12 protein-coding genes are annotated in these 12,795 nt (G+C 61.7%); 11 read left to right on the top strand and 1 reads right to left on the bottom strand.

Annotated features, from left to right (window positions below; all coding sequences use genetic code 11):
• Positions 1-40 precede the first annotated feature (40 nt).
• Both DV532_RS14700 and DV532_RS14695 read left to right on the top strand, forming a co-directional pair.
• Positions 41-466: an MAPEG family protein gene (locus DV532_RS14700; protein WP_056801259.1), complete on the top strand. Its 426-nt coding sequence runs from the start codon at positions 41-43 to the stop codon at positions 464-466.
• Between the two features lie 211 nt (positions 467-677).
• A complete protein-coding gene (locus DV532_RS14695; RefSeq protein WP_056801261.1) occupies positions 678-911 on the top strand; it encodes a hypothetical protein in 234 nt (77 codons plus the stop codon).
• A gap of 90 nt (positions 912-1,001) precedes the next feature.
• Here DV532_RS14695 and DV532_RS14690 read toward each other — a convergent pair whose 3' ends face one another.
• The gene (locus DV532_RS14690) at positions 1,002-1,382 is read right to left on the bottom strand and encodes a hypothetical protein (protein WP_056801263.1); all 381 of its coding nucleotides are present in this window, start codon (positions 1,380-1,382) and stop codon (positions 1,002-1,004) included.
• A gap of 201 nt (positions 1,383-1,583) precedes the next feature.
• Here DV532_RS14690 and pstS point away from each other — a divergent pair, with 201 nt between their 5' ends.
• The 9 genes from pstS (at position 1,584) to DV532_RS14645 (ending at position 12,763) form a co-directional block, all read left to right on the top strand.
• A complete protein-coding gene (pstS, locus tag DV532_RS14685; protein ID WP_056801265.1) occupies positions 1,584-2,615 on the top strand; it encodes a phosphate ABC transporter substrate-binding protein PstS in 1,032 nt (343 codons plus the stop codon).
• A gap of 72 nt (positions 2,616-2,687) precedes the next feature.
• Positions 2,688-3,653, top strand: a complete 966-nt coding sequence (gene pstC, locus DV532_RS14680) for a phosphate ABC transporter permease subunit PstC (RefSeq protein ID WP_056801267.1) — start codon at positions 2,688-2,690, stop codon at positions 3,651-3,653.
• A complete protein-coding gene (pstA, locus tag DV532_RS14675; RefSeq protein WP_056801269.1) occupies positions 3,653-4,546 on the top strand; it encodes a phosphate ABC transporter permease PstA in 894 nt (297 codons plus the stop codon). Before pstC ends, pstA begins: the two co-directional genes overlap by 1 nt.
• 75 nt (positions 4,547-4,621) lie before the next feature.
• Complete coding sequence (pstB, locus tag DV532_RS14670) at positions 4,622-5,383, top strand: phosphate ABC transporter ATP-binding protein PstB (RefSeq protein WP_056801547.1); 762 nt, start codon at positions 4,622-4,624, stop codon at positions 5,381-5,383.
• Between the two features lie 19 nt (positions 5,384-5,402).
• Entirely contained in the window at positions 5,403-6,101 is a 699-nt protein-coding gene (locus tag DV532_RS14665) for a hypothetical protein (RefSeq protein WP_056801271.1), read from the top strand.
• A complete protein-coding gene (locus DV532_RS14660; protein WP_056801273.1) occupies positions 6,101-6,700 on the top strand; it encodes a hypothetical protein in 600 nt (199 codons plus the stop codon). Before DV532_RS14665 ends, DV532_RS14660 begins: the two co-directional genes overlap by 1 nt.
• A 257-nt stretch (positions 6,701-6,957) precedes the next feature.
• Positions 6,958-8,142 (top strand): porin, encoded by a 1,185-nt coding sequence (locus DV532_RS14655; protein ID WP_056801275.1) that lies wholly within the window; start codon positions 6,958-6,960, stop codon positions 8,140-8,142.
• A 1,590-nt stretch (positions 8,143-9,732) separates the two neighbouring features.
• Entirely contained in the window at positions 9,733-10,896 is a 1,164-nt protein-coding gene (gene nosP, locus DV532_RS14650; protein WP_056802416.1) for a nitric oxide-sensing protein NosP, read from the top strand.
• Positions 10,826-12,763, top strand: a complete 1,938-nt coding sequence (locus DV532_RS14645; RefSeq protein ID WP_372339971.1) for a NahK/ErcS family hybrid sensor histidine kinase/response regulator — start codon at positions 10,826-10,828, stop codon at positions 12,761-12,763. The genes nosP and DV532_RS14645 overlap by 71 nt, the downstream gene beginning before the upstream one ends.
• Positions 12,764-12,795: the final 32 nt, after the last annotated feature.

The following is a 12,795-nucleotide window of genomic DNA, read 5'->3' as shown; positions in this document are numbered from 1 at the left end:
TCACTACCGTGCTGGTAAACCCTACTCAGGAGCTTGCGGCATGAACGATATGTTGTGCGTCTACGCGTTGTGTGTGGTTGTGCTGTTCCTCAAGATGTTCGGGGTATCTTGCTATCAGGGTTATCACCGTTTGCGCTTCGTGGCCTTCACCAACCCGGAGGATGCCGCCGTCTTCAAGCGCGCCGCGCAGCTAGCGGAGCGCCCGCAAGTCGCCCGCGCCGGTAGGGTGTGGGCCAACGATTTGGAAAATATCCCAGCATTCTTCGCGCTCGGCGGGCTGGCCATTGCCCTCGATGCGCCGGCGGCCGTCAGCGCGTGGTTGAGCATTGTGTTCACCCTTACCAGAGTGCTGCATACCTGCGCCTATCTGGCCGGTGTGCAGCCCTGGCGCACGGTGTGCTATGGCGTTGGGGTGCTGTGCTTGTTGGGTTTTTGCGTAGTCATCACAGCAACGTTGCTGAATTGATCTGCACCGCGGTCAAAGGCGACTGGCGCGAACACCTAATGCGCGCCCCGTAAGCTGATCGGTTGATGATGATTCGCAGTTGCGCGATAACGTTGCGAACGCTGCAGCAGGCCTGGCCTACAGCCAAGTTTGTTGCTTGGCACTATTTTGCATGAGTCAACTTGATGCTTTCCTGTAACGGTACTAATACTAAGGAACTGCCGGGAGAGGGATGATCATGCAGACGCGCTTCGTTGTGGTTCCTGCTGTGCCGCTGACGAAAGAAATTTATCCTCGCCGTCTTGGCTTCCCCGCCACCCTGAGTGAGGGGTTCGACCTCTACGATACGCAAGACAAGATTCGCCTGAGCCTGAATCTTCCGACGCGGGCTGAAGCCGAATTTGAATGTGGCTGCCGCAACCGTTGCCGCACTGCCGATGACACGGATATTGCCGGCAACGGTTGATGCGTTGATGCACCGTTAGCCGCGCCGCCAGGTGCGCGGGTGCCGAACGATGTGGGCCCAGCGCTGCACGCGATGCACCGCGTGTGGGTATCAACCGTGTTTACGCAGCGCCTCCACCAGCTGAGCCTTGGTCATGCTGGAACGCCCTTTGATGTCCTTGCTACGCGCCTCTTGCATCAGGCTCTCCTTGCTTTGCGTCTGCAGCGAACTGCCCGAAGCGCGCGCATGGCCCTGGCGTGTTTTTGCGGCGCGTTTGGCTGAGTCCGAACGCGCGGTCTTCTTCTCGCCCGCAGCGGTCTTGCTACCTGCACCTTCTTTTTTCTCGCCACCGCCCGATTGCTTGTTGACGGTGGCCCAGGCGCGGGCCTCAGCTTCCTGCTTCGATACGCCCTGGTGTTGGTAGCTTTCCTCGATATGTTCGGCCTTGCGCTTTTGCTTTTCGGTGTACTTGTCTTTGTCGCCGCGTGGCATGGTCTTCACTCCTGCAGGGTTGGCTTGAACGGTTGAAACTGTTCGCAGCGCCAGAGTGCCGCTCAATAGACGAGCGGCTTCTGTCCCGCAGCCATGCTGGCACCCACTGATGGCTCTAGGGTGCGGCCTGCCATTCATCGGTCACAAAGCTGTAACATTGCTGCTGCAAAGTGTGCCGGCCATCACACGGAGCGCTTTTCGATGATACGCCTGATGAAGTCTGCTGCACTCGCCGTTGCCGTTTCGCTTTGCGCCACTTCGGCATCCTTTGCCGCAGAGAACGTGCGCCTGACCGGTTCCGGCGCCAGCTTCCCAGCACCGATCTACCTGACCTGGTTCAAGGCTTTCAGCAAGCAAACCGACGGTGTCACCGTTGACTACCAGTCCAAGGGGAGCGGCGCAGGGGTTCAGGACTTTCTGAATAGAACCGTCGACTTCGCCGCCAGCGACTCGGCCATGAAAGCTGAAGAAATCGCCAAGGTAAGCGAGGGCGTGCAGTTGCTGCCAATGACCGCCGGTGAAATCGTCCTGGCTTACAACCTGCCAGGCAACCCTAAGGGCCTGAAGCTGCCGCGCGATGTGTACTCCAACATCTTCCTTGGCAAGATCACCCAGTGGAACGACCCACAGATCGTCGCTGCCAACCCGGACCTGAAACTGCCCGCCACGCCAATCACCGTGGTCGTGCGTGCCGACTCCAGCGGTACCACGGCGGTGTTCACCAAGCACCTGTCGGCCATCAACGCGGACTTCCAGCAAGCGCTGGGTGAGGGCAACACCGTCAACTGGCCGGCCAGCGACAAGTTCATCAAGTCGCCGAAGAACGATGGCGTAACCGCTACCGTGCGCCAAACCCCAGGCGCGATCGGCTACATCGAATACGGCTTCGCCAAGCTGGCCAAGGTCGACTTCGCCCAGCTGCAAAACAAGGCCGGCCAATACGTCGTGCCGAACGCCGAGAGCGGTGCCGAAGCGCTGGCTGCGGTGAAAATGCCAGAAAACCTGGTGGCCTGGCTGCCTGATCCGGACGGTGCCAAGTCCTACCCGATCACCTCGTACACCTGGATGATCTTCCGCAAGGACAACGGTAACCCAGCCAAGGCCAAGGCCATGCGCGACATGGTCGAGTACAGCCTGACCGAAGGCCAGAAGATCGCCGACTCGATGGGCTACATCCCACTGCCAGCGTCGGTTGTCGACCAGGTACGCAAAGCGTCGGCCAACATCCAGTAACACCTTCAGGCGCCCCCGGTGCGGCCTTGTTGCCATGCCGGGCGTGTTTGCCCTTTGTCCCGGAACTCGCCAATGAACACACCTTTTGCCATACCGGATAACCCCGACTCCGCCTGCCAGCCACCGTCTGCCAAAGACTTCCTGGTTGATCGCACCTTCCGTGCGCTTGCACGCATCGGTGTGGTGCTGGTGCTGGCGCTGGTCTTCGCGCTGGTCTACGAAGTGGGCCGCAAGGCGCTGCCCGGCATCGAGAAGCACGGCTTCGATGTGCTGTTCGGCAGCGTGTGGGACGTTAACCAAGGCAAGTACGGTATTCTGCCAGCGATTTGGGGCACGCTTTACAGCGCCTTGATTGCCCTGTTGATTGCCGGTTTCTTCGGTATCAGCATGGCCATTTTCCTCACCCAGGATTTTCTGCCGGCCAAGCTGGCAGCCGTCTTTCGCACCATTGTCGAGCTGCTCGCGGCCATCCCCAGCGTGGTCTACGGCCTGTGGGGGATCTATGTGGTCATCCCGGCCATTCGCCCGCTGACCACCTGGCTGAACAGCGAGCTGGGCTGGATTCCCTTTTTCGGTACCTCCCTGAGCGGCCCTGGGCTGCTGCCTGCTGCGCTGGTGCTGGCGATCATGATTCTGCCGACCATCGCCGCCGTTTCGCAGGATGCGCTGACCAGCGTGCCGATGAAAACCAAGCAGGCGGCCTACGGCCTGGGCGCCACCCATTGGGAAGCCATCCTCAAGGTGATGGTGCCATCCGCCGCCACTGGCATCTTCGGTTCGCTGGTGCTCGGCCTGGGCCGTGCGCTGGGTGAAACCATGGCGCTGGCCATGTTGGTGGGCAATGCCAACACCATTTCCCTGTCCTTGTTCGCCCCGGCCAACACGCTGGCGGCCTTGCTGGCCCTGAACTTCCCGGAGGCCGGCCCGAACGAGGTCGAGGTGTTGATGTACGCCGCACTGGTACTGATGTTCATCACCCTGCTGGTGAACGTGCTCGGCTCGATGATCATGCTCTACGCCCAGCGGGGTAACAAATAATGACAGACCTCTCTACCCCTGTTAACGCGTTGCCCAGCCTGCAGCGCAAGCTGGAAGGCCGTGCCCTGCGCAGCCTGGTGTTGACCACGCTGGCATGGTGTGCGGCAGTGGTGGCCAGTGTGCCGCTGATTTCCGTGTTGTACATGCTGATCACCCGCGGCGGCGCACGCCTTAACCTTGAGGTGTTCACCGAGCTGCCACCTACCGGCTTCGAGATGGGCGGGGGCTTTGGCAACGCCATGGCCGGTACCTTCGTCATGGTCGGTATTGCCGCGGCCATTGCCGTGCCGGTCGGTATCCTGGCAGCGGTGTTCCTCGCCGAACTCGGCCCGGACAGCAAGCTGGCCAACGCCGCGCGCTTCGCCGCCAAGATGCTCACCGGCTTGCCGTCGATCCTGGCCGGGGTATTCGCCTACGCCCTGGTGGTGATGACCACCGGTACCTACTCCGCGCCGGCAGGCGGCGTGGCCTTGGCGGTACTGATGCTGCCCATCGTCGTGCTGACGGCAGAAGAGTCGATGAAGATGGTGCCCAAAATCATGAAAGATGCCGCCTACGGCATGGGCTGCACCCGTGCGCAGGTGATCTGCAAAATCGTCCTGCCCACCGGTATGCCGGCCATTCTGACCGGCGTCATGCTGGCCGTGGCACGGGCCGCTGGCGAGACCGCGCCGCTGCTGTTCACTGCGCTGTTCAGCAACTACTGGATCCTGCATGACGGCGACCTGGCGGTCATGAACCCGACGGCATCGCTTGCCGTACTGATTTACAACTTCTCCGGCATGCCATTCGACAACCAGCTCGAGCTCGCCTGGGCGGCCTCGCTGGTACTGGTAATGATTGTGCTGGTAATCAACATTTTGAGCCGAGTATTCGGCAAGCCCAAGTATTGAGAAAGGGAGCATCCGAACTTGAACGTTTCCACTGCGCCAAAAGCCGCTCCCGTGCTCAGCGAAGCCCCCATCGTCATGGACTGCAAGCTGGACAAGATCTTCTACGGCAATTTCATGGCCGTGCGCGACAGCCATGTGCCGATCAGGAAAAACGAGATCACCGGCTTCATCGGGCCGTCTGGCTGCGGCAAGAGTACCGTGCTGCGTAGCCTCAACCGCATGAACGACCTGGTGAAGGGCTTCCGCTTTGAAGGCCACGTGCACTTTCTTGGGCAAGATGTGTATGGCAAGGGCGTCGACCCTGTGGTCGTGCGCCGCTACATCGGCATGGTGTTCCAGCAGCCGAACCCGTTTTCGATGAGCATCTTCGACAATGTCGCCTTCGGCCTGCGCCTGAATCGCTACAAGGGCGACATTGGCGACCGCGTCAAGCACGCGCTGCAGGGCGCGGCGCTGTGGGACGAAGTCAAGGACAAGCTCAAGGTCAGCGGCCTGTCGCTGTCCGGCGGCCAGCAGCAGCGTCTGTGCATTGCCCGCGCCATCGCCACCGAGCCGGAAGTGCTGTTGCTGGACGAGCCTTGCTCGGCACTCGACCCTATCGCCACCCGCCGGGTGGAAGAACTGATGGTCGAGCTGAAAAAGGACTACACCATCGCGCTGGTCACCCACAACATGCAGCAGGCGATTCGGGTGGCGGACACCACGGCGTTCTTCTCGGTCGACATCACCCAGGGCTCCCGCACCGGCTACCTGGTGGAAATGGGCCCGACCACGCAGATTTTCCAGGACCCGCGTGAGCAACTGACAGCTGACTACATCAGCGGCAAGTTCAGCTGATTCGCCATCAGGATTTCCCATGCGAGCGATGTGTCGTCTTGATTTGTCAGCAGTAGAGCGCGCCCTGCGCGAGGTGCAGGGCCGTTTTGCCGAACTCAGCCAGCATTTCACCGAGCCGCGGGATCCGTTCACCGACGAGGTGCTGCTCAACGTGGTTGAAGGCTATGCCTTGATTGACGACTATGTCGCACGCGGTATCGACCTGTTCGACCTGCAACAGCTGAACCTGATGCTGGAAATCAATGCCACCGTGCTGTGCGGCAGCGACCCGGCCCGCCGCCTGGAGTTCGCCCCGCACCTTGCTGCCACCGAAGCGCACTTTTTCAACAACGTCGAAGGTGGCATCAAGGATTTGTACAACTGGTACTGCGCTTACCGCAGTGATTCGATCTGGAAGCGCGCAGCCGGTGTTTACGTACGCATCCTCAGCAAGCCGCAGCTGTTCATCGAAGGCAACAACCGCACCGGGTCGCTCATTGTCAGCTACTTGCTGATGCGTGCGGGGCTACCGCCATTCGTGTTGTCACTGGACAACGCCGAGGGTTACTTCAACCCGTCCTCGGTCATTCGCAACTCCGCTAAACACGGTGTCAAGGCATTGTACGAATTACCCAAGATCAAGAAAAAGTACGCCGCGTTCCTCGAAGCGAAGGCGCCTGCGCCCGGCCAGTTCTTCCTCAGCAGCACAGTGGTGCCTGTTTGTGAGAGGCGCCGCTGATGGAACGGTGTTCATTGTTGGAACGCGGGCGGCAAGCTATCGAGCGCAAGTTCAAACGCGGCCAGGTACGCATTTCGTTCGATATCGACGACACCCTTGCCTGTCAGCCTGAGCACGCCGCGGCCGAAGACAGCAGGTTGCCGACATTCGTCCATCGCTGGTTGGGTGAACCCCTGCGCAGTGGTACGCGCGAGCTGATCCGCGACTTGCGCCGCCAAGGTTGCAGCATCTGGATCTACACCTCGTCGGGGCGCACCCCGGCCTACATCCGCCGCTGGCTGATGCTGTACGGCATTCGTGTCGACGGTGTGGTCAACAGTGACCGGCACCAGCATATCCTGGCCCAGAACGGGTTGGAGCACTCGCCATCCAAGCTGCCGTCGGCCTTCGATATCGATTTGCATGTGGATGATTCCGAGGGCGTGCGGCTGGAAGGCGTCGACCACGGCTTCCGCGTGGTGGTGGTGTGCCCGAAGGATAGGAACTGGGCGCAGAAAGTGAAAGACGCGGCGGTCGATGTGCAGGCCCGGCTGGCCTGGCAGCAACCGCACCGCTATGAAATGCCAGTGCGGCAGCGGTCGCAAGTGCTTGCTTCCTGAAGCGCAGCAGCTACGCCCAGCGCGTGTAAATGGGGCCGCAAGGCGGCCCCCGTTCGTTCAGCCGTATTGATACCTGCCGGCTATTCACGCGTACACCCTAAGTCCTGCCACCTGGCCCAACCCGTACTGGGCCCAAATCATCACGCCGCGTGCGCCGGCCCAAAGCACCTGCCAGCCCCCTCCAAGGCAGCGTTTCTGGCTGTTTGCCAGCTTCTGATAATCGCCTCCGACATCCCGTCCCCGTTTCGGAGCGCGCCATGTACAACAATAAGAATCTATCCTCCCGTTTGCTGGCAGCTGTCACCGTCAGCCTGTCGACGCTTTGCCTGAGCGGCGTCGCCAACGCCGAGATCATGCTGTACGACAAGGACCAAACGACGTTTTCCACCGACGGCTACATCAACGCCTTTTACGTCAACAGCGATGTCGATCGCGAGGGTGAGCAGTTCGACCGCCGCCAGTCACGGGTGAAAATGGGCTTCTTGCCCAACTACCTGGGCTTCAACATGGGCAAGCAGGTGGATGACCTGAAACTGGGGGCGCGCGCCTCGTTCTGGGTGACCATCAACGACAGCGAAACCAACGGTACCGACACCGCCATCGACGTGCGCCAGTTCTACGGCACCGTGGCTAACCCCGAGTGGGGTGAGGTGCTGATCGGCAAGGACTTCGGGCTGTTCGCCCGCTCCAACATCTTGCTCGACGAGTTGCTGGCCGGTTATGGCCAAGTCAGCGACACCTTGGGCCTGGTGGACGGCGGCGGGGTGTCGTTCGGCAACATCGGCAGCGGCTACCCATACCCGTTCCCCACCTCGCAGATCACCTACCGCACCCCGGTAATGGACGGCCTGCGGGTGGCGGTGGGCATCATGGACCCGGTGGACACCAACGACAGCAGCCCGACCGGCAAGGCCTACCAGGAAAACCCGCGCACCGAAAGCGAGATCACCTACCAGTTCGACCTGGGCGGGGCGCAGATCTACAGCTGGGTCAACGGTAGTTACCAAACCTCTGACAATACCGACTCGACCGTGGAGTCGGTCACCTCGAAAGGTGTCGGCTACGGTGTGCAGGCGAAGATGGGTGGGCTGTCGCTGACCGGCTCGGGGTTCCAGGCCAAGGGCATCAACCCGTTCTTCACCAACAACGCCGGTGAACCGGTGCTGCGTGATGTCGACAGTGACGGCTACCTGTTGCAGGGCTCGTACAAGTTCGGCAAGAACCGCGTGGCGCTGTCCTACGGCAAGACCAAGGACGATGGCAACGGTGCAGTGGGCAGCGGGGCGGATTATGAGACCCGTGGCGTGGCGCTGTTCCACGACGTGAACGACAACCTCAAACTGGTTGCCGAGTACAACCAGTTTTCCATCGATGGGCATGAAACCACGGCCCAGAACGAAGACACCGATACCTTTGCGGTGGGCGCGGTGTTGACCTGGTAAACCACCGGGGCTGCTGTGCAGCCCATCGCCGGCAAGCCAGCTCTCATAGAACTGCACATAACTCATTGATTTAGCAGGGCCATGTGGGAGTGGGTTTACCCTAATGCCAGTCAGTTAAACAATTTGGGGTTGGGCTGATAGGCGCATGTCTTGAGATAGTTGGCGCCTGTGAGATCGAGCGCCGCCCGCGCGGCGCTTCGCGGCACAAGGCCGCTCCCACATCTGTTTCGGGCCAGTCACTCCTGTGGGGTCACCTCTGGGCGCCTTGTTTGCTCCACTCGATAGCGAAGGTTGCGCTGCTGCTTTTCATCCATCTCAAGCCATGCGCCAAGGCTGCAACCCACCTGGCACAGGAATAATTGGCCCGAAACAGATTGGGGTTGGGCTGATAGGCGCATGTCTTGAGATAGTTGGCGCCTGTGAGATCCAGCGCCGCCCGCGCGGCGCTTCGCGGCACAAGGCCGCTCCCACATCTGTTTCGGGCCAGTCACTCCTGTGGGGTCACCTCTGGGCGCCTTGTTTGCTCCACTCGATAGCGAAGGTTGCGCTGCTGCTTTTCATCCATCTCAAGCCATGCGCCAAGGCTGCAACCCACCTGGCACAGGAATAATTGGCCCGAAACAGATGTGGGAGCGGCCTTGTGCCGCGAAGCGCCGCGCGGGCGGCGCTCGATGTGTGCCCCCCTGCAAATCCCAAGGCCGCTCCCACATCAGTTTCGGGCCAGTCACTCCTGTGTGGTCACCTCTGGGCGCCTTGTTTGTTCCATTCGATATCGAAGGTTGCGCTGCTGCTTTTCATCCATCTCAAGCCATGCGCCAAGGCTGCAACCCACCTGGCACAGGAATAATTGGCCCGAAACAGATGTGGGAGCGGCCTTGTGCCGCGAAGCGCCGCGCGGGCGGCGCTCGATGTGTGCCCCCCTGCAAATCCCAAGGCCGCTCCCACATCAGTTTCGGGCCAGTCACTCCTGTGTGGTCACCTCTGGGCGCCTTGTTTGTTCCATTCGATATCGAAGGTTGCGCTGCTGCTTTTCATCCATCTCAAGCCATGCGCCAAGGCTGCAACCCACCTGGCACAGGAATAATTGGCCCGAAACAGATGTGGGAGCGGCCTTGTGCCGCGAAGCGCCGCGCGGGCGGCGCTCGATGTGTGCCCCCCTGCAAATCCCAAGGCCGCTCCCACATCTGTTTCGGGCCAGTCACGCCTGTGTGGTCACCTCTGGGCGCCTTGTTTGTTCCATTCGATAGCGAAGGTTGCGCTGCTGCTTTTCATCCATCTCAAGCCATGCGCCAAGGCTGCAACCCACCTGGCACAGGAATAATTGGCCCGAAACAGATGTGGGAGCGGCCTTGTGCCGCGAAGCGCCGCGCGGGCGGCGCTCGATCTGTGCACCACCTCAAATCCCAAGGCATGCACCTGCCTGCGAACCCAGTTCTCTGCGCGACAGCGCAGCTCTCACGCTTTGCGCGGCCCCAATTGGCGGGGGCCTTTTACGCCCATGGAACCGTCCACCCGCTACCCAAGTAGCATTCGCCGTCCAAGTCGGCCTTCGTACACTCTTTGCTCAGCCACCTCGCGCCGGAGACCACCATGCAGCAGGCTCACAACGACGGGGTGGTCAGTGCCATGTCCCAGGCCACCGACGCCCGGCTAGCCGCCCAGGAACTGGCGGGCCAGTTGCTGCACCCGCACCTGGGCTTCGTGCTGTTTTTCTGCTCCGCCGAATACGACCTGCAGGCACTGGGCGAGGCCCTGGAGCAGGGTTTTGGCGGCATCCGCCTGGTCGGCTGCACCAGCGCCGGCGAAATCACCCCGCTGGGCTACGGCCGCAACTGCATAACGGCGGTGGGGTTCGATCATCGGCACTTTTCCATCGCCACCGAGCTGATCGATGAAATGGAACGCTTCAGCCTGATCGACGCGCAGCAGATGGTCGAGCGCCTAGTCGGGACCTGCCGCAGCAATACCCTGGCCCCAATCAAGGGCCACAGCTTTGCCCTGACCCTGCTCGACGGCCTGTCCAGCCGCGAGGAGATGGTGCTCGCCGCCCTCAGCGCAGCCTTGGGCGAGATTCCGCACTTTGGCGGTTCGGCCGGCGACGACAACTACCTCACGCGCACCCATGTGTATTTCGGCGGTGCGTTCCACAACGGCGCAGCGGTGGTGGTGCTGGTCAACACGTGGCTCGACTTCGAAGTGTTTACCACCCACCACATCCAGCCCCGCCAGGAAAAACTGGTGGTCACCGGTGCCGACAGTGCCCAGCGCCGGGTCTTCGAATTGAATGCCGAGCCTGCAGCCGAGGAGTACGCCCGCCACATCGGCGTGCCGGTGGCCGAACTGGACTATCGGGTATTCGCCGCTCATCCGCTGGCCGTGCGCATTCATGACCAGTATTACGTGCGGGCAATCCAGCAGGTGCACCCGGACCTCAGCCTGAGTTTTTACTGCGCGGTGGAAAACGGCATCGTGCTTACGGCCATGAACCCGGGGCCGCTGCTGCCCAACCTGCACCAACTGTTTGACGGCTTGCACCAGCGCCTCGGCCCGTTGCTGCTGAGCATCGGCTGCGATTGCTTCCTGCGGCGGCTGGAGCTGGAGGCCCAAGGTGGCCTGGAGCCAGTCGGCGCGTTTCTGCGCGAGCAGCGGGTGATCGGCTTCAACACCTACGGAGAACAGTTCAATGGCATGCATATCAACCAAACCTTCACCGGGGTCGCCATTGCCCGCAACCGGCCGCCTGTCGGCCGCTGAATTGCAGGCCGAGGTAAGCCGGCTGCAGCACGAAAACCACAAGTTGCAGCGGATCAACGGCGCATTGATCGAGCGCATCGAGTCGGGGGTAACGCGGGGCAACGACCCCTATGCGGCGTTTCAGCACTCGGTGGTGCTCGCCGAGCAAGTGCGTGAGCGCACCGATGCGCTGAACCAGGCCATGGCTGAGCTCAAGGCCGTCAACTACCTGCTCAGCGAAGCCCGGCAGCGGGCAGAGACGGCCCACCAGCACCAGATCCGCCTGATCACCGACAACGTCCCGGCGCTGATCGCCTACCTGAATGCCGACCTGGTCTACGAATTTACCAACAAGGTCTATGAACAGTGGTACTGCTGGCCGCACGGCGTGATGCTGGGCCAGAGCCTGCGCGAGGCCCACAGCGAGCAACACTACCAACGCCTAGAAGCCTACGTGGCGCGGGCGCTGGCGGGCGAGAGCGTTACCTTCGAGTTTGCTGAAACCAACATCAACGGCCAGGAGCGCTACATGCTGCGCTCCTACGTCCCCAACCGCCTGGCCAACGGCGATGTGGTGGGCATTTTCGTGTTGATCCGCGACATCACTGAGCGGCGCAACACTGCGCAGGCGCTGCACCAGGCCTACCAGCACCTCGAACAACGGGTACGCGAGCGCACCGCCGAGCTGACCAGCCTCAACCACCAACTGCTGCGCGAAATCGACGAGCGTAGCCGCGCCGAATCGCGCCTGCGCGAAGCCAAGCGCGAGGCCGAGCAGGCCAACCTGTCGAAAACCAAGTTCCTCGCGGCGGTCAGCCATGACCTGCTGCAACCGCTGAACGCGGCGCGGTTGTTCACCAGTGCCTTGCTCGAGCGCCGCGAGCCGCAAAACAGTGCGCACTTGGTGCGCAATGTCAGCAACTCGCTGGAAGACGTGGAAAACCTGCTTGGCACCCTGGTGGATATTTCCAAGCTCGATGCCGGGGTGATCAAAGCCGATGTCGCCCCGTTCGCCCTCAGCGAGCTGATGGACAACCTGGCTGCCGAATACGCCCAGGTGGCGCGCAGCGAGGGGCTTGAGCTGCACTTCGTCGGCTGTTCTGCGGTGGTGCGCAGTGACATCCAGTTGCTGGCGCGGATTCTGCGCAACCTGCTCAGCAATGCCATCCGCTACACCCGCAGCGGGCGCGTGGTCCTGGGGTGTCGGCGCCAGCGTGGCGGCGTGCGCATCGAAGTGTGGGACAGCGGTATCGGCATTGCCGAAGAGCACCTGGAAGAAATGTTCCAGGAGTTCAAGCGCGGCGACGTGCAACGCCCGGATCAGGACCGTGGCTTGGGCTTGGGCCTGGCGATCGTGGAAAAGATCGCGGGTATCCTCGGCCACCGGATTCGGGTGCGCTCCTGGCTTGGTAAAGGCTCCATGTTCGCCGTCGAAGTGCCGCTGAGCGCCACCGCGCCCAAGGCCCAGCCAAGCCAGGGCATCAGCCCGCTGATGCTCGAACGCCTGCGCGGGGCGCGGGTGTGGGTGCTGGATAACGATGCGGCGATTTGCGCCGGCATGCGCACCTTGCTGGAGGGGTGGGGCTGCCGGGTGGTCACCGCATTGTCGGAAGAGGACCTGGCCCGCCAGGTGGACAACTACCACGCCGAAGCCGACCTGCTGATCGCCGACTACCACCTGGACAACGACTGCAATGGCGTTGATGCGGTGGCGCGGATCAACGCCCGTCGCGCCCAGCCGTTACCGGCGCTGATGATCACCGCCAACTACAGCAATGAGCTGAAGCAACAAATCCGCGAGCTGGGCCACACCCTGATGCACAAGCCGGTGCGGCCGATGAAGCTGAAGACGGCGATGAGCCATTTGCTAGCCAGCAGCCAGGGTTAGCCTTGATGCAGGTGAGTCAAACTTTTTGGGGC

Origin of the sequence: Pseudomonas sp. Leaf58 (assembly GCF_003627215.1) — a bacterium.
In the GTDB taxonomy this organism is placed as follows: Bacteria; Pseudomonadota; Gammaproteobacteria; order Pseudomonadales; family Pseudomonadaceae; genus Aquipseudomonas.
This window is presented reverse-complemented; position numbering and strand designations above follow the sequence as displayed.

Bases quoted from the DNA above. Each gene is read 5' to 3' on its own strand.
- DV532_RS14700 (WP_056801259.1), top strand. From the start codon at position 41: ATGAACGATATGTTGTGCGTCTACGCGTTGTGTGTGGTTGTGCTGTTC.
- DV532_RS14695 (WP_056801261.1), top strand. From the start codon at position 678: ATGATCATGCAGACGCGCTTCGTTGTGGTTCCTGCTGTGCCGCTGACG.
- DV532_RS14690 (WP_056801263.1), bottom strand. From the start codon at position 1,382: ATGCCACGCGGCGACAAAGACAAGTACACCGAAAAGCAAAAGCGCAAG.
- pstS (WP_056801265.1), top strand. From the start codon at position 1,584: ATGATACGCCTGATGAAGTCTGCTGCACTCGCCGTTGCCGTTTCGCTT.
- pstC (WP_056801267.1), top strand. From the start codon at position 2,688: ATGAACACACCTTTTGCCATACCGGATAACCCCGACTCCGCCTGCCAG.
- pstA (WP_056801269.1), top strand. From the start codon at position 3,653: ATGACAGACCTCTCTACCCCTGTTAACGCGTTGCCCAGCCTGCAGCGC.
- pstB (WP_056801547.1), top strand. From the start codon at position 4,622: ATGGACTGCAAGCTGGACAAGATCTTCTACGGCAATTTCATGGCCGTG.
- DV532_RS14665 (WP_056801271.1), top strand. From the start codon at position 5,403: ATGCGAGCGATGTGTCGTCTTGATTTGTCAGCAGTAGAGCGCGCCCTG.
- DV532_RS14660 (WP_056801273.1), top strand. From the start codon at position 6,101: ATGGAACGGTGTTCATTGTTGGAACGCGGGCGGCAAGCTATCGAGCGC.
- DV532_RS14655 (WP_056801275.1), top strand. From the start codon at position 6,958: ATGTACAACAATAAGAATCTATCCTCCCGTTTGCTGGCAGCTGTCACC.
- nosP (WP_056802416.1), top strand. From the start codon at position 9,733: ATGCAGCAGGCTCACAACGACGGGGTGGTCAGTGCCATGTCCCAGGCC.
- DV532_RS14645 (WP_372339971.1), top strand. From the start codon at position 10,826: ATGGCATGCATATCAACCAAACCTTCACCGGGGTCGCCATTGCCCGCA.